The following is an 18,288-nucleotide window of genomic DNA, read 5'->3' on the forward strand; positions in this document are numbered from 1 at the left end:
AGCGATAAAAAAAGCCCGCCAAGGGCGGGCGCTTTGTAAGCATAAAGGAGAAATTCAACTCTTCTCTTGTTTTTTGCCTGCAGTTTGAGCAGGTTTTGCTGATTTTTCTGTAGTGCTTGCTGGTTTGCTGGAAGATGCAGGTCCGGCTTTGTAAGCTTGGCCATTGACGGTTAGGCCTTCTTCAGAGAGCTTGCCGGCAGAGGTCTGTGCAATACCCTTGACGCGACCAATCAAGTCATCCCAATTTTTGAATGGGCCTTGCTTGCGCGCATCCATGATGCGTGTGGCAGTGGCAGGACCGATGCCTTTGACTTGCGTCAGGTCAGCGTGGCTGGCTTTGTTGACATCGACAGCCGCCAATGCAAGTGCTGCATACAAGGCAAAGAAGACCGCAATGATTCTCTTGAGCATAGGACTATTTCCTTTTTTCCCTTTTAGAAAGGTTGGGGTGTAAGCAGTGCAAGTGCACCAAAGACCACCAACATGCTAAGAAGCTTGCCAGGCAAAGGACATTGGGGTTCTTAAACTTCTGGCTGACCGGCATTTGCTGGACTGAAGGCCTCGTCAACCACTTTCTTTGCGCTAGATTTGAGGGCTTCCTTCTTTGCGGCCATAACGTGCTGCAACGGCCGCTGACACCATGAGTTGCATCGGGTGAAAAAGCATGACGGGCAGAACCATGGGGCCAACCATTGCAGCAGAGAACAAGACCTGAGCCATTGGAATTCCGCTGACCAAGCTCTTTTGTGCGCCACAAAAGACAACAGTGGCTTCATCAGCGGTGCTGAAGTGCAGGCGGCGGCTGCTCCAGATGCACCAGTTCATTGAGCAGGCCAAGATGAGTGCGCAGACGGCAAACAAGCCAAGCATTGCTGTCCATGGCATTTGTTGCCAAAGTCCTGCGATCACTGCGCCGCTAAAAGCGGTGTAAACCACCAGCAAGATAGAGCCTTGATCCACAATTTTGATCTTGCTGCCAAGCTGTTGAAGTGTTTTTTCTGTCCACGGACGCAGCAAATGGCCTGCAGCAAAAGGCAAAAGCAGCTGCATGGCGATTTTGACAAAAGCGTCCAAGGTGATGTCAATGTGGGCCGAGGACGACAGCAAGATGCCTGCTAGAAATGGGGTGAAAACTATACCCATCAACGTAGAGCCTGAGGCACTGCAGACAGCAGCAGGAACATTGCCTCGCGCAAGCGCGGTCAAGGCAATGGCCGACTGGACTGTCGCTGGAAGTGTGCATAAAAAGAGGACCCCCAGCACCAGCTCTTGCGGCAACAGGTGGTTGAGCATGGGCTGCAGTAGCCAGCCAAGTAGCGGAAAGAATAAAAAAGTGGTGACCGTCACCAGCAGATGCAGACGCCAGTGCTTAATGCCAGTCCAGATTGCCTGGCGAGAAAGCTTGCTGCCATGCAAAAAGAAAAGTAAAACAATGACGGCATTTGTGATTTTCTCCAGGGCATTTGCGAACTGGCCAGATGCTGGCAGCAAGCTTGCAAGGAGGACGGTACTTGCCAAAGCCAGCGTGAAGTTATCAGGGCGTAGGCGGGCTGCAGTGCTCATGGATTCACTTTGATCTCAATGGGATACCGGAAATCGGCATTCTTTTAGAAAAAACACTTAATTTTTTGTGTCAGGTGTCGATATGAACGGTGTTCGTATCTATGAAGGCATGCTCCTATGTTGCTAGTTAGCCCCGATTCCGCAGATTCTGCTCACGTGCACCATGAGCGGTCCAGCATGTTTCAAATGCCAGTTTTCAAGCCAGGTGTCCAAGTGATAGAAGGCAATCGGCAGGAAACTGTAAGCCATGTTGTTTTACGTCGCCGTGAAATGATGGTGTATTTGGTTGGCAAGGAAGAGCCAGTCAAACCTGATCGGTTAAGTTTGGTGCCAACCTGGTTCACGACCACGCGACGCCCGGAAGCGTTGAACTGGTATCTGTAACGCATAAATAAAAAGCTCCGAATCGGAGCTTTTTATTTATTGGGCACTCTGGCTGCCCATGGCCTCACCCAGGCGCACAGGAGTTGCGGCTTGCCAGGTGTTGTTAAATTGCAGGGTGTTTCTGGGCGTCAAAAGGACGATGGTTGAACCGAGTAAAAAGCGACCCATCTCTGCGCCTTGAGGCAGCTGAATGTCTTGATTTTCGTATTGCCAGTCACGTACTTTTCCAGGGCGGGGCGGATTCACCACGCCATGCCATGTCGTTGCCATGCTGCCAACCACGGTAGCCCCTACGAGCACCATGGCAAAAGGTCCAAAAGGTCCTTCGAAAATACACACAACCCGTTCATTGCGCGCAAATAAGCCTGGGACACCGCGTGCGGTTGTCGGGTTGACGGAGAATAAATCGCCAGGAACGTGAATCATGCGCAGTAACTTGCCTGCGCATGGCATGTGAATGCGATGGTAGTCACGAGGACTTAAGTAGATGGTTGCGAAGTGACCGTCTTGAAACTGACTTGCCAATTGTGCATCGCCACCTAAAAGCGCTTGCGTCGAGTAATGGTGCCCTTTGGCCTGAAAAATCTGATCACCCTTGATTGCGCCTAGTTGGCTGACTGCACCATCGACAGGACAGATCCACGCGGCATTGGCTAAAGGGCGCGCATCGGGCTGAAGTTCGCGCGTGAAAAATGAATTAAAGCTAGGGTAGGAGGCTGGATCCGGGTTGAGCGCCTCTGCCATATTGACTTGATAGCGCTTGATAAACCACCGAATGACAGCTGTAGTCGCAGCGCCTCCTTGCAAATTGGCCAGATGTCCCATGAGCCGGGTAAGGGCTTGCTTGGGGAGAAGGTATTGGGGCAGGACCGAGATGCGATCAGACACGGGTAATGATTGAGTAAGAGGCAAAGGAATGGATTCTATCGGTAGCGTCTAAGGTCATCCCTAGGTTTGATACCAAGCAGTTAGGTGGACGGCACAATCAAAGGCCGTGATCTATCTGTGCGAATCTTTGGCTGGTGGCTTGAGAGGATGCTTTGAGGTGCTTAATGCTTGACCCTTTCAAGAACTCTTCTGCAAATTCTGCAAATACTTTGGATGCCAGCCGTGCGCAGCTGAGTCGCTGGGGGCTGTGGCTGAGAAATTTTTTGCCTGCATCTGTGCGAGTGGGGTACGCCGAGGCATTGCGCATGTCTGTCGGCATTGCTTTTGGACTGCTGGTCACCGGATTGCTTTCTCGCTGGTGGGGCGGAGAAGCAAACAGTATGTGGATGGCATCTTCGCTGGCCGCGAGCGCTGTCTTGCTTTTTGGCATGCCTGCCAGTCCGCTTTCGCAGCCATGGCCTGTGCTGATGGGAACCGTTCTGTCTGCCTTGATCGGTGCTGCCGTGCAGGCGTCAATATCGGATACAGCGATTGCGTGTGCTGTGGCAGTTGGGTTGTCTGTGATGTTGATGGTGCCTCTGCGGTGCATGCATCCTCCTGGAGCAGGTTTTGCCGCCTATGTCGTGCTAGAGCACGTCAATGGCGTGACTTTGATTGCGTTCCCCATTTTTTTTAATGTGGCGGTGCTGGTCGTCTGTGCGGTGCTCTACAACGCAGTGACAGGCAAGCGTTACCCGCATCCACAACACAGCTTGAAGCGCGCATTCAATCCGGATGGCAGCGATGTCTTTGCTCCTGAAGACTTGGATGCGGCGCTGAAGCACTACAACCAAGTGCTGGACGTTAGCCGATCGGATCTAGAAGGGTTGCTGCATATTGCAGGACGCTCTGCTTTTAATCGCAATTTTGGTAATTTGCGTTGCGAGGACATCATGTCTCGGCCTGTTTTCGCTGTTGAGCCTGGTGTGCCTCAAAAAGAGGCGTGGGCACTCATGCGCCAAGAGCGAGTCAAGGCGTTGCCCGTGGTGGATGCAGACGGGGTAGTCCTTGGGATGCTGGCAGTATCAGATTTCGTTCGACAGGCAACTTTGGATGCCTCAGAGGGTATGGCGCAGCGCATTCGCCATTTGGTAACCGGGCGCAGTGCAAGTAAAGCAAAAGTTGAAGCGTTGATGGACAGTGGAGCGCAAGTGGTCCGGTCTGACTGTTTGCTGGTCGATTTGCTGCCCTTGTTTTCTGCCGGAGGTTGTCACCATATGCCGGTTGTGGATGAACACAAGAAGCTGGTTGGCATCGTGACCCAGACAGACTTGATTCGCGCCCTCAGTGGTGCAATCAGCGTTCCCGAGCGTAGCTGAGAGAATCAGCTGTTGTACTGCGGCATCAGCACTGCCTATGTACTCACTATTTGATGGGTTCTTCCAGAGTAGCTTTGCTGGCTTGCATTCGAAATATGTCTAAACAGCTACAATTAACAGCTGTTTTGCAGCTAGATATGCCGCATTTCCGTTGAGAACTTCTGTTCATGCACGGTGCAAACTTTGTACTCTTGCATTGCGACAGAGTCCTCGCCATAGGTATATGGGGTGAAACAAAGGCGCCGCTAGCAGATACCTATTCCTAACGAGTTTATTGAACATGGCAAAAGAAGAACTGATTGAAATGCAAGGCTCTGTGACTGAAGTCCTGCCTGATTCGCGTTTCCGCGTGACCTTGGAAAACGGTCACCAGTTGATTGCGTACACCGGTGGCAAGATGCGTAAGCACCACATTCGCATCCTGGCGGGAGACAAAGTGTCTTTGGAAATGTCGCCTTACGATCTGACAAAAGGCCGCATCACATTCCGTCACTTGCCCAACCGCGGACCAGGCCCTTCATCGCGTTAATTTCGAGAAGAATCCTTGGGCAGAGGGAAATAAATTCAGTTTTTCGAATTTGCCCGATTTTTATTGCATATAATCTAAGTCTTGTCGGAGCGTAGCGCAGCCTGGTAGCGCATCTGCTTTGGGAGCAGAGGGTCGCGAGTTCGAATCCCGCCGCTCCGACCATTGATTCAAGGACTTAGCTGAGAGATCAGCTAAGTCCTTTTGTCTTTATGGGGCTGACGGTTTTACCTGTGTTGCAGCGATGGGCAAGGCTGGGCATGGTGCAGTTTGAAGCACGATGTGGCGTGAATGCAAGCCAATCGCTAGGCCTCACTGCTTGCTTTCAACGCAGAAGCCGTCAAAAATTTGCGCCAGGCATGTAGCGCGCATATTCATGCTGGCGCTGCAGGCTGTGATTTGAGTGATGCATTCACATTAGCCAGTGAGGCGCGCAGACTCGGTAGCTGATAGCTGGGCTTTCTTAGGGCTGGTTGCAAAAAAAGAAACCCGCTCTAGGCGGGCCTTTGTAAAAGTTAGCGCCCCCAAGTTTTAGGGCGATAAGGCTCGAAGCTTGTGCCGTTACAGATGGGGTAATTGTCCGGTGGTGATTTTCGCTCATGCACCTGAACTTTGAGTCCTTCAGGTATCACGGTTTGTGCTTGAATCTTCACGGGCGTTTTGCGAGCCTTCTTGGCTTGGGTGTCGCTGCTGGGTAGAGCTGCGGTCTTTTGTGGTGGCATGGGAATCCTTATCCATAGTCATCAGCAATTTGAACCATAGTCTAGTGTGCCAGCACACGGGTGTCTTGGGTGTCTCCATTGCCTGAGTAAACCCGCACGTAGGCCAGTTATTAGCTGTTTTTGAGCCATTGTTGGCGGTGTTATCGAATTTTTTTCATTTCACCCGCGAGTAAGAACTTTTTTAAAACGGGTGAACTTCACCTGCGGTAGTGACTTGATGGTGTGCGATGGATCTTTTTCCAGGCGGTTTGCTGGTCAGTACCGGCATTTTCCGTGACGCCATCAAGCGTCATGAATGTCGTGCCAAAGCTTGCAGTAGCTGGTGGCAGACGGTTGCATCCTGGAGAATGTGAAAGTGCCCCAGGTTATCGAATCGGTGCAGTTCGGCGTGTTTCCATGCATTTACTGCTTGAATGCCTTCTTCTACCGGCACTACATCATCGTCATTGGCATGAAGCCACAGGCAGCGCTGATTCAATGTGGCTGCTTGTTCAGGAATGGCTATGCGGTCAGGGTGTGTGCCTGTCATTTCTTCCAGCCGATCAAGCATTTGCGTTGTGTCACTGTCTGACAGGCTGCACGCATGTGCAACTTGGCGCGCATAAGCTCCGTAATGTGTAGGTGCAGCAATCACAATGACCTGGGTTGCCGGCAAGCCTGTTGCCAATGCATTGACTACCACTGCGCCACCCAGAGAATGCCCGATGACGGCATGAAAGTGATCAATTTTGTGCGCAATGCTGTGCAATGCCTGGGTCGCGAGTGGAATAGAAAGCATGCTGCCTGACGAGTGACCGTGTGCTGGCAGGTCTGGGCACCAGACGCTGAATCCTGCTTTAGCGATTGCATCGGCCAAATGCCATAAATCGGTTGCTTGAGATTCCCAGCCATGCACCAGCAAAACATCAGGGCCGCAGCCCAGACGGTGGCAGACAAATGGAATACTTTCTCCGTCTGGCCACTCGATGCTTGCCTTGGCTTGGAGCTCAAGTGGTGGCAGGCTGGACGACCAAGTTTTCTTGGCAGGGCGGTGTGGGGTGAGAAAGTAGCCAATGGCTTGCTCAATGGCTGGGGTAATGGTCAACGGTGTGGATGTGTGCTGCATATTTACTACCTATTGGTTGGTAGGTTGCTGATTTAAAAATTGCCATGCGTGCGCTGAATGCGTTGCTTGCACCCATGCAGCCCGGTGAGCTTTGCTTTGGGTACATAGAGCGTGCCGCTATTGCAGCAGTTTGTTGAGGTGGGCTGTAGCGACATCGAATACCTGTGCGTTCCCATGCAAGCGGGCGCTGAGCAGGGCTCCTTGGCACAGCGCATTAATCAGATGCGCCCTTGCTGTAGCGTCGTGCAGGCGCAAAGCGCTGCTTTTCAACGTTGCGATAGTGTCCAGTTGCGCGGTCGTGGCTGTGAGCCACTGAAGTTGGGACAGATGCAATTGCCGGATACGGTCTTGCAATGCTGGCTCTAAGCAGTCCCATTCACCGCCGGTTGCCCCGACAGGACATACTTTTTGGCCAGCCCCAATGCCATCGCGGAACATTTGCACATAGGCTTGCAACTGGTTGGTGGGAGAGCTGTTTTGCACGCTTTGTGTCCATTGCATAAAGCGCGTGTCGGTTGCGTCAATCAGTGCAAGGCCAAGTAACTCTTTGGACGCAAAGTGGTGGTACAGGCTGGCTTTGCGAATGCCAACGAGGTTGGCCAGATCTTGAAAACTCAGCCCTGTGTACGAGCGAGTCAGCAAAAGCGTTTGGGCATGCTTAAGTATCAGTGCGCGCGTGTCGGTTTGCGTGTGGCGAGAAATGCTTGGCTTCATAACTACCTACTGTAAGGTAGGTGGCTGCCGCTGACAAGTCCAGAAGGCTGGCTTGAGTGGGCGATGTTGCTTGGGAGTTGTTTTGCAAACTTGCACCAATAATCGCAGGCGCAGGGTTGTGGATTGGTTTCTTTGATCAATGCGGGTTTGAAGAGGTGCGCAGTGAACCTTTTCAATTTGCACGTTTGGTTTGGCAATGCATGAGCTGGCGGTGTATCAAGCATTGAAGCATTCCAGCCTCGTGGCCGCATTTGCAAGTGCGCGCTGCGCTCTACCCCAGGTTGCCATCAACCAATTTTGCATCCTTGCGGTAACCAATGGGCAAAAAAAGACCCGCAGCTGAATCAGCCCGGGTCATTAATGACAGTGTGCACATGACACGCCGGTTAAATGCGGCGTGCTTGAATGTCTGAGTTACTCCAGGTCATCGTCTGAGAAGTGATGCTGGGGAGGGGATTTGCGGAACCCTTTGGTCATCCATGCCAAGTAGACGATACCCACAGCAGCCCAGGCTACACCGGCTTTGAGTGAGGTGTCCTCGACTTCCAGCCACAAAGCGCCAATCGAGATAAAGCCCAGCAACGGAATCACGAAGAAGTTCAGGATGTCCTTGGGCGTCTTCATGCGGCCATCGCGGAAGCAGTAGCTGCAGATAACTGACAGATTTACGAAGCTAAACGCAGTGAGTGCCCCGAACGAGATCAGGGCGACCACGAATTCCAGGCTCAGGAAACCGGCGGTCAGGCAAATTACACCCGCCAGCCAGATGTTGAGCGAAGGGGTGAAGCTTTTCGGGCTGATATAGCCAAAGAATTTCTTGGGCAGCACGCCGTCGCGGCCCATCACATACATCAGGCGCGAAACACCTGCGTGTGCAGAGATGCCGGAAGCCATCACAGTCACAATGGCAAATGCCAGCACCACCGACTGGAAGAAGGCACCGCCGACCAGCAGCAGAATTTCAGGCTGGGTTTCGTCCACCAGTTTGAAGTACTGCTCGGGGCTGCCGGGGAAGTACAACTGCATGAAGTAGGTGGAGATGACGAAGATGATGCCGGAGATCAGCGCAGTCAGGAAAATGGCGCGGGGCAGAGTCTTCTTGGTGTCTTTGGTTTCTTCAGCCAGTGAGCTCAATGAGTCAAAGCCTGTGAAGGAGAAGCACAGAATGGTTGCCCCTGTCACCAGGGCACCGATTTCAGTCGAGGCGCTCCAGAAGGGGTTGAAGCTCCACAGCGCATCAGCGCCTTGCTCGGCGATGTTGCCCAGAGCGTTCTCGCCAGCGTGCAGCTTGGTGTAGATCAGGTAGGTGAAGATGCCGATGATCAGCACCTGCAATAGCACGATCAGGCTGTTGAAATTGGCCACAAAACGTACACCGCGCAGGTTTACGCCGACCATGATCAGTGTCAGCCCGATGATCCAGATCCAGTGGTTGACATCAGGGAACAGCTCTTTGAGGTAGATGTTGGCCAGCAAGATGTTGACCATGGGGGACAACAAATAATCTAGCAAAGAGGACCAGCCCACCATAAAGCCCGCATTGGGGTGAATGGACTTTTGCACATACGTATAAGCAGAGCCCGAAGAGGGGTGCTTGCGGATCATGTGGCCGTAGCTGATCGATGTCAGCAATACGGCGATCAACGCAATCATGTAAGACGTGGGTACGTGCTGCAGGCTGTCTCGCGACACCATGCCGAACGTATCCAGCAACGTCATGGGCTGGATATAAGCCAGTCCAATGATGATGACTTGCCACAGGACAAGTGTCTTTTGGAGTTTGGCGACTCCACGGGAATCATGATGGGTGGTCAATTTACTCTACCTCTTAAGGAATCAAGGAGTGGTGAACTCGGGAGGCTTCGCCTTGGGGCGTTGCGGAAGCTGAGTCATATGCAGCTCGTGGTTGGAAAAGCGGTGTGTACTGTCATCTGGCATAAAAAGTGGCCTCTGTGGGCCTGTTTTTTTCATCGGATTTCGCGTTTGTCCGCAGGTATCGTTGATCGAAACCGTGACATTGCGACGTAAAAACCCCGCTATGTAGTGATGCATAGCGGGGCCTTGAAATCGTTTTCGCGCAGTCAGTGTTGGAACATTTGCCATGTTTGCACTTGCGCGCGCGATAGGGGGCGGATTTTAGCACCGCCCGTTACTTCGCAACAGTCTTTAAAAAGCGACGCGGTGCATTCAGGCATTTCTGGTTTTGATAGCTGCGAGCGTAGCGTATGTCTTTAAGTGCATGTGTTTTGTATCTATATGCGTGGGAACAAGCGCGTTGACCGCTTCTTTATCTGTAGCAATAAAAAAGCCCTTGACATAGGCCAAGGGCTTGCAGGAAGTGTGCCAGAACACCCGGGTCTAGAAGCCCAGAAGGACCGAGCCTTGAAATTGCTTCTCTACAAAAGAGCGGGTGGATTCTGACTGGTAGGCCTTGACCAGTTTTGCGGCCCAGGGTTGTTTGATGTCTGCTTCACGCACGGCCAAGATGTTGACATAAGGGCCGTCTGCGCGCTCCAGAGCAATCGCATCCTTTTTGGGGTTCAGTCCGGCTGAAATGGCAAAGTTGGTGTTGATGGCAGAGGCATCCAGATCATCCAGAGAACGTGGGAGTTGCGCGGCATCCAGCTCTACAAAGCGCAATTTCTTGGGGTTCTCCACCACATCCAGTGGCGTGGCTTTCAGACCAGCGTTGGGTTTGAGTTTGATCAGGCCTTGCTCTTGCAGCAGCAGCAAGACGCGGCCCCCATTGGTGGGGTCGTTGGGAATGCCGAACTTGGCACCTTGCTTGAGCTCGCTGAGCTGCTTGACCTTCTTGGAGTACAGACCAATGGGGAAGTTGACCGTATTGGCCAGCTTGACAATCTTGTAGCCACGGTCTTTGACCTGTGCGTCCAGGTAAGGAGTGTGCTGGTAGCTGTTAACTTGCAGGTCACCCGAGGACAAGGCCGCATTGGGTTGCACGTAGTCGCTGAACTCAATGATCTGAATTTTCAAGCCATCTTTTTCTGCAACCTGCTTGACGTGCTCCATGATCTGGGCGTGGGGGCCTGCAGTGACGCCAACCTTGATGACATCTTGCGCCTGGGTGCTAAATGCACTGGCGGTGGCGATAGCCAGTGCTGCTTGGAGGAACACGCGTTTGTTGAGCATCTCGAACTCTCAAAGAATGGATGTCGAACTGTAATACGACATCCATATTCCCCAAGAGAATATATTTTTATTTTTATATAGCGTTTCGAGATGAAGAGCGTCGCCAGCCGCTTGGATCAGATGTTGTAGTCAGACACGTCAGGCTTGGGCAGGGCCATCACACGGTATGCCACAACGTCCAATGCTGGGTAGCTGATGTCCTGACGGTCTGTCCACACCTTTGGGGTGATGGGGCCAACCAGGGACACCACGTCGCCTTCCAGTAATTCGCTCAACTGGCTGCAAGGTACGGGGTCAAACGCCACCACATTCACGAACAGGCTGCTGGGGCCGTCACCGGTGTTGGCGCGCAAGCCCCCATCGCCCACGGTTGCGCGCATGCGTGCAACCATGAACGTCTTGCCAAAACGGTCTGTGCGCTCGCTGGGGTCAGTGGTCAAGCGTCCTGTAATCAAACCTTCAATCATTTCTTTGTCGCTCTTTGTGGTCTGCGAATGCAGACTAAAAATAAAAATAAAAAACAAAAAGGGCTAACAGCGAACTGTTAGCCCTTTTCTATATCAATGGTCGGCGTGGCGGGATTCGAACTCGCGACCCCTTGCACCCCATGCAAGTGCGCTACCAGGCTGCGCTACACGCCGACAAGACCTAGATTATATGTCGAAAAAAAAATGCCAACTCCGTAGTTTGGCAATGTTTCAGGACTCTGGCCAACTTTGAGTTGCTAGCGACTGCTGGTGAAGACCGAGCATGGCTAGCAAAACAACTTCGCAAGTTTAGCGAGCTTTTTGGGCGTGTACGGCAAACAGTTAATTATGTTGTCAGCTTCTTGATGGGAATCATTTTTTTGCCCTTAAAACTTGCAGCTGCGCATGATGTTCCTAGCATGTCACAGGCAGCACATGCAGTTTTCAGTTGCTAACCAATGCGTGTGCGCAGCTCGGATTTACACACAGTAAGGAGTAGACGTATGGCGATGATGAAAGCAGCGGCCTTTTTGGAAAAAGGGCGCATTGAAATTGTTGACAAACCTATCCCTGATGTTGGACCTAACGATGCGCTGATCCGTATTACGACCACCACCATTTGCGGTACTGATGTACACATTCTGAAGGGTGAGTATCCGGTGGACAAGGGCTTGACCGTGGGCCATGAGCCTGTGGGTGTGATTGAAAAGCTGGGCAGCGAAGTGAAGGGCTACAAAGAGGGGCAGCGCGTGATTGCTGGCGCAATTTGCCCCAACTTCAACAGCTATGCTGCCCAAGATGGTTACCCCAGCCAAGATGGCAGTTATCTGGTTGCGCGCGGCTTGTGTGGCTGTCATGGCTACAAGGCCACTGCAGGCTGGCGCTTTGGCAATTTGATTGATGGCACACAGGCGCAATACGTACTGGTGCCCGATGCACAAGCCAATTTGGCCCCCATTCCTGATGGCTTGACGGATGAGCAGGTGCTGATGTGTCCAGACATCATGTCCACGGGCTTTGCGGGCGCAGAAAATGCGAACATCAAGATAGGCGACACCGTGGTGGTGTTTGCCCAGGGGCCGATTGGCTTATGCGCCACTGCCGGGGCGCGTCTTTTGGGGGCTACCACCATCATTGCCGTGGATGGCAATGACCACCGTCTGGGTATTGCCAAGAAGATGGGGGCGGATGTGGTGCTGAATTTCCGCAATGTCGATGTGATTTCTGAAGTGCTCAAACTCACCGGTGGCAGGGGTGCAGACAGCGCCATCGAGGCACTGGGCACGCAGATGACGTTTGAGCAGGCCATCAAGGTGATCAAACCGGGGGGGACGGTATCCAGTCTGGGTGTGTACTCAGAAGATCTGAAAATTCCTATGTCAGCGTTTGCCTCAGGCTTGGGGGATCACACCATCCGTACGGCGCTGTGCCCCGGTGGCAAGGAGCGCATGCGACGCCTGATGAGTGTGATTGAAGCCAACAGGCTGGATCTGGGTGTGATGGTCACGCACCAGCGCAAGCTCGATGACATTGTTGAGGCCTATGACCTGTTTGCCAATCAGAGAGATGGAGTGCTCAAGATTGCGATCAAGCCCTGATAGGTCGATTGCTCAATAAAAAGCCACCTTAGGGTGGCTTTTTATTGAGGATTGTGCAGTCAGTACGCTTAGATGTCTTCCAGCAAGGCGTAAGGCAGAGGCAGCAAAGTCAGCGGCTCACCACTGGCGCTGCCCGCCGTCAGGGCCTCCTGGGCAGAGCTGATTTGCATGCTGACAATGGCGTCCCAGCCGCCATCAGGTGCTGGGGCTGCCTGGACGATGGTGCCGGTGGCTTGCTCGGCATCGCTGGCGGCAAAGACTTCAGCACCTGCTTGTATTTCACTGGCTGCATGCACGATGAACGCACGGCGCTTGAGCGTTCCGCGAAATTGGCTGCGTGCTACGACTTCTTGGCCTGGGTAGCAGCCCTTTTTAAAATTAACTCCGCCCACAGATTCGTAATTGAGCATCTGAGGCACAAATAATTCGTACGCGCTAAGCGATACGGTGGCAATGCCGCTGGCCACTTCGGTCCACAGCCATTGTTGTGCACTCAGCGCTGGCCCCTGTGGTGCGGCTGTGCCAGCAGGAGCCACCCACAGCGCTCGTGGCTGCCCGGCTGCAGGGTAGAGATGCACGAGGTGCGCATCCCCCATGGTCTGGACTGCCCAGGGAGCTTGCGCAGCATCGGGTACCGCGCTGCCCATCAGGCCTAAAAGTTGAAAGTCCTGGGTGGCGTCGGTGAGCTTGGCTTTGGCGCGCAGCACAAACATGGACAGGCGTTTGAGGGTTTGCGCCAGCAAATCAAGGCTGCAAACGAGCAAAATGTCGTCTGGGGCGCGTTTAAAACCAATCATGCTGGCTTGCATGCGGCCTTTGGCGGAGCAAAAAGCGGCCAAGCGTGCGTGCTGTAAATCCAGCAGCGCAAAGTCGTTGGTCAGCTGGCCATGTAAAAAACTGGCGGCGTCATCACCCTGTACGCGGATGACGCCCAGATGCGAAATGGGGGCAATGCCTTGGAGAGTCTGGGTCATGGGTGAATTATGATCCCCGATCTTTTTCATAGGATGCAAAAGGTTGTGCGACGTTTACTTATAGTGCTGTTGTTTTTGGTTGCCGTGGCTGCTGCCGTGGGTGGCGCTGCGGCGTGGTGGCTGGGCCAGCCGCTGCGCATGTCCAGCCCAAGCTTGGAGCTGGAGATTGAGCCAGGGACCTCCCCGCGTGGCGTTGCACAGGCCGTGGCGGATGCAGGCGTGCAGACAGACCCGCGCTGGCTGTACTACTGGTTCCGGCTGTCAGGGCAAGGCCGCCAGATTCGCGCGGGCAACTATGAGCTGACGGCTGGCACCACACCGCGCAGCTTGCTGCAAAAACTGGTGCGTGGCGAAGAAAGCCTGCGAGCAATTATTTTTGTAGAGGGCTGGACCTTCCGCCAGATGCGAGCACAGATTGCCAAGGATGAGTTCCTCAAGCATGACACCGCTGCAATGACCGAAGCGCAGATCATGGACGCTTTGGGCAAGCCCGGGCTGGCTGCGGAAGGCATGTTTTTTCCTGACACCTACACCTATGCCAAGGGCAGCAGTGAACTGGCTGTGCTGCGCCGCGCCTTGCATGCGATGGAGCGCAGACTGGATGAGGCATGGGCACAGCGTGCGGCAGATACGCCTTTGCAAAGCCCTTACGAGGCGCTAATCCTGGCCAGCATCGTAGAAAAAGAGACGGGCCACGCGAGTGACCGTGGTCAGATTGCCGGTGTATTTATCAACCGGATGCGCGTGGGCATGCGGCTGCAAACGGATCCCACCGTGATTTACGGCATGGGCGAGGCATTTGATGGCAATCTGCGCCGCCGTGATCTGCAGACCGATACGCCCTGGAATACCTACACGCGTGCTGGTTTGCCGCCCACACCCATTGCGGTGCCCGGTAAGGCGTCATTGATGGCTGCGGTTCGCCCTGAGCCTACCAAAGCCTATTATTTTGTCTCGCGCGGTGATGGCACGAGCCATTTCAGTCCGAATCTGGATGAGCACAATCGCGCAGTCAACCGTTACATCCGTGGCGGCAATTGAGGAGGCGCTGCTACAGCACGCCCCCATGCTTTCTTTGTCGCGCAGAACTTATAGAGATCGGGTTTGGTTTTGAACAACACCCCCAGCACAGGCTTGTTTATCAGCTTTGAAGGCATTGATGGTGCGGGCAAATCCTCGCACATTGCTGCACTGGCACAAGCCTTCAAGGATGCCGGCCGTACGGTGACACTGACGCGTGAGCCGGGAGGCACGCCTTTGGCTGAAAAGCTGCGCAACCTGCTGCTGCACGATGCCATGGATCCGTTGACCGAAGCGCTGGTGGCTTTTGCTGCTCGTCGCGATCATCTGGTGCAGGTGATTGAGCCAGCTTTGGCCCGGGGTGAAGTGGTCGTCAGTGACCGTTTTACGGATGCCACTTTTGCCTACCAAGGTGCAGGGCGTGGTTTCGATTGGGAAAAACTTCAAACCCTAGAGCGCATGGCTCAGACGGGTAGCGGCTCGAATGCCGAGTTGATGCGTGAGCCTGACCTGACTATCTGGTTTGATCTGCCGGCCGCCGTGGCCGCAGAGCGTTTGGCGGCTGCGCGCGTGCCCGATCGGTTTGAGGCGCAGCCACAAGACTTTTTTGCAGCGGTCGCCTCGGGCTACGCACGCCGCTGTGCGGCTGCACCTAAGCGCTTTGCCCGCATTGATGCCCACCAGCCTCGCGAGGCTGTCTGGCAGCAGGTGGCGGATGTGCTGCAAGCGCGTGGCTACCTCCAAGGTGTGCAAGGAGCCGCGGCGTGAGTGAAACAACGGGAATGCTGGCCCCTTGGCTGCAGCAGCAACGCCAAGCCTTGCTTGCGCAGCGTGGTCATGCATGGCTGCTGCAAGGGCCATCAGGCATGGGGCAGTTTGAGCTGGGCATGGCCATGGTGCGCGCCTGGTTGTGCGAGCAGCCCACTGAGCAGGGTGCCTGTGGGCATTGCACCAGTTGTCACAGTGTGGATGTGCACGCGCACGCTGACTTGTGTGTGCTGATGCCAGAGGCCGATATGCTGGCGCGTGGCTGGCCCTTGAGCGAAAAGGCGCAGGCAGATATTGACGACAAAAAACGCAAGCCCAGCAAAGAAATTCGTGTGGATGCCATGCGCGATGCCGTGGAGTTCACCCAGCGCACCAGCGCTCGCGGGCGAGGCAAGGCGGTGCTGGTGTACCCGGCCGAGCAGATGAATGCGATTACCGCCAATGCACTGCTCAAAACGCTAGAGGAGCCGCCGGGCGATGTGCGCTTTGTACTGGCCACAGAAGCGGCCCACCAATTGCTGCCCACCATTCGCAGCCGTTGCTTGGCGCACACCATGCTGTGGCCGGCAGAGGCACAAATGCTGCAGTGGCTGCAGCAGCAAGGCTTGCAGGCCGATGATGCACACGCCTGGCTGCGTGCGGCGGGCGGGCGTCCTTTGGATGCCTGGGCAATGGCGCGGGCTGGCAAGGGGCTGGATGTGTTTCAGCGCTTGCCCAAAGCGGTTGCTGCGGGCGATGTGGCCATTTTTTCGGACATGTCACAACCCGAAATTGTGCAATGGCTACAAAAGCTGTGCCATGACTTGATGTGTGTGGCGCAAGGGGCCGCACCGCGGTATTTTGCCGTGCAAGACCTGCCTAAAGCTCCCTCTGCAATGGTGCTGGCACGGTGGGCCAGGTCGCTGGCGCAAGAGGCGCGCACGGCTGAGCATCCATTTAATGCAGGTTTAATGACCGAAGCGCTTGTTGCGCAGGCCCGCACGGTCCTACACTCCAGAACTTAACGCGATGGAAGCAAGTTGATGAGCATGCAGACCCCACCCCCTCGCCCCAGTGTGTTGCAACTGGCCCTGAAAGAAAAAGGGGCTTTGTATGCGGCCTACATTCCCTTGTTTGCGGATGGCGGTATTTTCGTTGCAACCCCACGAGACTTTCGCCTGGGCGACGATGTCTACGTGCTGTTGACGCTGCCTGAAGACACTCAGCGCTACCCTATTGCAGGCAAGGTAGGCTGGGTCACACCGGCCGGTGCCGGGGGCAATCGCACGCAGGGCATTGGGGTGTGTTTTCCCAAAGATGAAAAATCTGTGCAGCTGAAAGCCAAGATTGAACAGATTTTGGGCACTGCCATTGCTTCGGACAGGCCCACGCAGACCCTGTAGGCCAACTGCGTTTTTTCTTGCCATGCCGGCTTGGGGTGCTCCTGAGCCGGCATTGTTTTTTGTACGATCGATCACTGATGTTTACCGATTCACACTGCCACCTGAACTTTCCAGAACTGTCCGCCAATCTGCCGGCTATTCAGGCCGCCATGGCCGAGGCACAAGTCACACGGGCGCTGTGTATTTCTTGCACCATGGAAGAGTTTCCTGAGGTGCATGCCCTGGCCATGGCGTATGACAACCTGTGGTGCACAGTGGGAGTGCACCCTGATACCGAGCACATGACCGAACCCAGCGTGCAAGATTTGGTCGAGCGTGCCGCCTTGCCCCGCGTGGTGGGTATTGGCGAGACGGGCTTGGACTACTACGGGATGGAAGAGCGCAAGGGCGGCCGCACGATTGCCGACATGCAGTGGCAGCGTGAACGCTTTCGCACCCATATCCGCGCTGCACAACAGTGCGGCAAGCCGCTGGTCATTCACACCCGTGCGGCGCAGGAAGACACCATCCGCATCCTCAAGGAAGAGGGTGAAGACGGCTCTGCAGGCAGCGCAGGTGGTGTCTTTCACTGCTTTACCGAAAGCCTGGAGGTGGCCAAGCAGGCGTTGGATCTGGGCTTTTACATCTCGTTTTCAGGCATTGTGACGTTCAAGAGTGCGCAATATTTACGCGATGTAGCCGCCTTTGTGCCTGCTGACCGCCTCCTGATCGAGACGGACAGTCCTTATCTGGCGCCCATGCCCTATCGCGGCAAAACCAACAGCCCCGCATACGTGCCGTTTGTAGCCAGGCAGGTGGCGCAGGTGCGCGGCCTGTCGGAGCAAGAAGTGGCGGACATCACCAGCCATAATTTTGACCAACTGTTTAAAGGTGTGGTGACGGGATGAAGCGGCGTACCTTGTTGCAATCTTTCAGTGCATGTGCGCTAACTGGCTCCGTGCTGGTAGCGCGTGCCGATGCGTTCACCGACTTTCAGACCGCCATTACGCGCGATGATTTCGTGCGCATGCGCAAGCTGCTGCAACAGGGCATGGACCCCAACACCGTGGATGAGCGCGGCCGGCCAGGGCTGGTCAAGGCCATGCAGCTAGAGTCTTTGCGCGTGGCTCAGGAGTTGATCAAGGCCCCAGGTATACGTATCAATGATGCCAGCGCGTCGGGTGAGACAGCTTTGATGCATGCCTGCATCAAGGGGCACATTGATGTGGTCAAGCAGTTGCTGGCGCTGGGCGCACGCATCAATCACCCGGGCTGGACGCCGCTGCACTACGTGGCCAGTTCAGATACAGAGCACAGCGTGGCCATTGCGCAGCTGCTGCTGGATCAACACGCGTATATCGACGCCGAATCGCCCAACAAAAGCACGCCGCTAATGCTGGCTGCCCAATATGGCTCGGAAAAGATGGTCAAGCTGCTGCTGGATGCGGGGGCTGATGTGCAGCTGCGCAATGAGCTGAATCTGACGGCGGTTGATTTTGCCCGCCGCTCCGAGCGGGAATTTTTGGTCAAGCTGCTGGACACGGCTTACCAGGCAACGCGCAGAAGCAAGGCCTCCTGGTAATTGATAAATCAATAAAAAGAGCAGCTAACGCTTACCCGGAAAGCACTTCAAATACATTTAATACGCAAAGTGTTGCTGTGAAAGCGTTGACTGCTCATTTATTATTTA

General features: G+C 54.5%; 20 protein-coding genes and 2 tRNA genes. 11 read left to right on the forward strand and 11 right to left on the reverse strand.

What is annotated here, in order from left to right; genetic code table 11:
- Nucleotides 1–54: 54 nt before the first annotated feature.
- Entirely contained in the window at nucleotides 55–411 is a 357-nt protein-coding gene (locus H9646_RS13440) for a ComEA family DNA-binding protein (RefSeq protein ID WP_191723874.1), read from the reverse strand.
- Nucleotides 412–582: 171 nt separating this feature from the next.
- A complete protein-coding gene (locus H9646_RS13445; RefSeq protein WP_191723875.1) occupies nucleotides 583–1,563 on the reverse strand; it encodes a bile acid:sodium symporter family protein in 981 nt (326 codons plus the stop codon).
- A 177-nt stretch (nucleotides 1,564–1,740) separates the two neighbouring features.
- Here H9646_RS13445 and H9646_RS13450 point away from each other — a divergent pair, with 177 nt between their 5' ends.
- Nucleotides 1,741–1,947, forward strand: a complete 207-nt coding sequence (locus H9646_RS13450; protein WP_225214190.1) for a hypothetical protein — start codon at nucleotides 1,741–1,743, stop codon at nucleotides 1,945–1,947.
- A 36-nt stretch (nucleotides 1,948–1,983) separates the two neighbouring features.
- Here H9646_RS13450 and asd read toward each other — a convergent pair whose 3' ends face one another.
- Entirely contained in the window at nucleotides 1,984–2,835 is an 852-nt protein-coding gene (asd, locus tag H9646_RS13455; RefSeq protein WP_191723877.1) for an archaetidylserine decarboxylase, read from the reverse strand.
- A gap of 164 nt (nucleotides 2,836–2,999) precedes the next feature.
- On the opposite strand from asd, the gene H9646_RS13460 reads away from it, so the two are divergent.
- The 3 genes from H9646_RS13460 to H9646_RS13470 all read left to right on the forward strand — a co-directional run bounded on the left by H9646_RS13460 (nucleotide 3,000) and on the right by H9646_RS13470 (nucleotide 4,884).
- Nucleotides 3,000–4,193 (forward strand): HPP family protein, encoded by a 1,194-nt coding sequence (locus tag H9646_RS13460; protein WP_191723878.1) that lies wholly within the window; start codon nucleotides 3,000–3,002, stop codon nucleotides 4,191–4,193.
- Nucleotides 4,194–4,473: 280 nt separating this feature from the next.
- Nucleotides 4,474–4,722: a translation initiation factor IF-1 gene (infA, locus tag H9646_RS13465; protein WP_191723879.1), complete on the forward strand. Its 249-nt coding sequence runs from the start codon at nucleotides 4,474–4,476 to the stop codon at nucleotides 4,720–4,722.
- An 85-nt stretch (nucleotides 4,723–4,807) separates the two neighbouring features.
- Nucleotides 4,808–4,884: transfer RNA gene (locus H9646_RS13470), tRNA-Pro, on the forward strand.
- Between the two features lie 350 nt (nucleotides 4,885–5,234).
- Here H9646_RS13470 and H9646_RS13475 read toward each other — a convergent pair.
- The 7 genes from H9646_RS13475 to H9646_RS13505 all read right to left on the reverse strand — a co-directional run bounded on the left by H9646_RS13475 (nucleotide 5,235) and on the right by H9646_RS13505 (nucleotide 11,051).
- Complete coding sequence (locus H9646_RS13475) at nucleotides 5,235–5,441, reverse strand: hypothetical protein (RefSeq protein WP_191723880.1); 207 nt, start codon at nucleotides 5,439–5,441, stop codon at nucleotides 5,235–5,237.
- Nucleotides 5,442–5,730: 289 nt separating this feature from the next.
- Nucleotides 5,731–6,546 (reverse strand): alpha/beta hydrolase, encoded by an 816-nt coding sequence (locus H9646_RS13480; RefSeq protein ID WP_191723881.1) that lies wholly within the window; start codon nucleotides 6,544–6,546, stop codon nucleotides 5,731–5,733.
- A 117-nt stretch (nucleotides 6,547–6,663) separates the two neighbouring features.
- Complete coding sequence (locus H9646_RS13485; RefSeq protein ID WP_191723882.1) at nucleotides 6,664–7,260, reverse strand: TetR/AcrR family transcriptional regulator; 597 nt, start codon at nucleotides 7,258–7,260, stop codon at nucleotides 6,664–6,666.
- 414 nt (nucleotides 7,261–7,674) lie between these two features.
- On the reverse strand, nucleotides 7,675–9,075 hold the full coding sequence (locus H9646_RS13490) for an APC family permease (protein WP_225214193.1): 1,401 nt from the start codon (nucleotides 9,073–9,075) through the stop codon (nucleotides 7,675–7,677).
- Between the two features lie 543 nt (nucleotides 9,076–9,618).
- Nucleotides 9,619–10,410 (reverse strand): MetQ/NlpA family ABC transporter substrate-binding protein, encoded by a 792-nt coding sequence (locus H9646_RS13495; protein ID WP_191723883.1) that lies wholly within the window; start codon nucleotides 10,408–10,410, stop codon nucleotides 9,619–9,621.
- A 116-nt stretch (nucleotides 10,411–10,526) separates the two neighbouring features.
- Nucleotides 10,527–10,877, reverse strand: coding sequence for a single-stranded DNA-binding protein (locus tag H9646_RS13500; protein ID WP_191723884.1), 351 nt, complete (start codon nucleotides 10,875–10,877; stop codon nucleotides 10,527–10,529).
- A gap of 97 nt (nucleotides 10,878–10,974) precedes the next feature.
- Nucleotides 10,975–11,051 (reverse strand) — tRNA-Pro (locus H9646_RS13505).
- Nucleotides 11,052–11,380: 329 nt separating this feature from the next.
- Here H9646_RS13505 and H9646_RS13510 point away from each other — a divergent pair.
- On the forward strand, nucleotides 11,381–12,475 hold the full coding sequence (locus tag H9646_RS13510; RefSeq protein ID WP_191723885.1) for an NAD(P)-dependent alcohol dehydrogenase: 1,095 nt from the start codon (nucleotides 11,381–11,383) through the stop codon (nucleotides 12,473–12,475).
- 68 nt (nucleotides 12,476–12,543) lie between these two features.
- On the opposite strand, the gene ygfZ is transcribed toward H9646_RS13510, so the two are convergent.
- Entirely contained in the window at nucleotides 12,544–13,449 is a 906-nt protein-coding gene (ygfZ, locus tag H9646_RS13515; protein ID WP_191723886.1) for a CAF17-like 4Fe-4S cluster assembly/insertion protein YgfZ, read from the reverse strand.
- Between the two features lie 45 nt (nucleotides 13,450–13,494).
- Between ygfZ and mltG the strand changes: the two genes are divergently transcribed.
- From mltG to H9646_RS13545, 6 genes are all read left to right on the forward strand, one after another.
- Entirely contained in the window at nucleotides 13,495–14,490 is a 996-nt protein-coding gene (gene mltG / locus H9646_RS13520) for an endolytic transglycosylase MltG (protein ID WP_318244924.1), read from the forward strand.
- A gap of 69 nt (nucleotides 14,491–14,559) precedes the next feature.
- The gene (gene tmk / locus H9646_RS13525) at nucleotides 14,560–15,237 is read left to right on the forward strand and encodes a dTMP kinase (protein WP_191723888.1); all 678 of its coding nucleotides are present in this window, start codon (nucleotides 14,560–14,562) and stop codon (nucleotides 15,235–15,237) included.
- Between the two features lie 14 nt (nucleotides 15,238–15,251).
- On the forward strand, nucleotides 15,252–16,241 hold the full coding sequence (gene holB, locus H9646_RS13530; protein WP_191724067.1) for a DNA polymerase III subunit delta': 990 nt from the start codon (nucleotides 15,252–15,254) through the stop codon (nucleotides 16,239–16,241).
- 24 nt (nucleotides 16,242–16,265) lie between these two features.
- Nucleotides 16,266–16,619 carry a PilZ domain-containing protein gene (locus tag H9646_RS13535; protein WP_191723889.1) on the forward strand — a complete coding sequence of 118 codons (354 nt, stop codon included), beginning with the start codon at nucleotides 16,266–16,268 and terminating at the stop codon, nucleotides 16,617–16,619.
- A 77-nt stretch (nucleotides 16,620–16,696) separates the two neighbouring features.
- A complete protein-coding gene (locus H9646_RS13540; protein ID WP_191723890.1) occupies nucleotides 16,697–17,506 on the forward strand; it encodes a TatD family hydrolase in 810 nt (269 codons plus the stop codon).
- Nucleotides 17,503–18,180 carry an ankyrin repeat domain-containing protein gene (locus tag H9646_RS13545; RefSeq protein ID WP_191723891.1) on the forward strand — a complete coding sequence of 226 codons (678 nt, stop codon included), beginning with the start codon at nucleotides 17,503–17,505 and terminating at the stop codon, nucleotides 18,178–18,180. Before H9646_RS13540 ends, H9646_RS13545 begins: the two co-directional genes overlap by 4 nt.
- Nucleotides 18,181–18,288 lie beyond the last annotated feature (108 nt).

It is taken from the genome of Comamonas avium, assembly GCF_014836675.1.
Lineage (GTDB): Bacteria > Pseudomonadota > Gammaproteobacteria > Burkholderiales > Burkholderiaceae_C > Comamonas > Comamonas avium.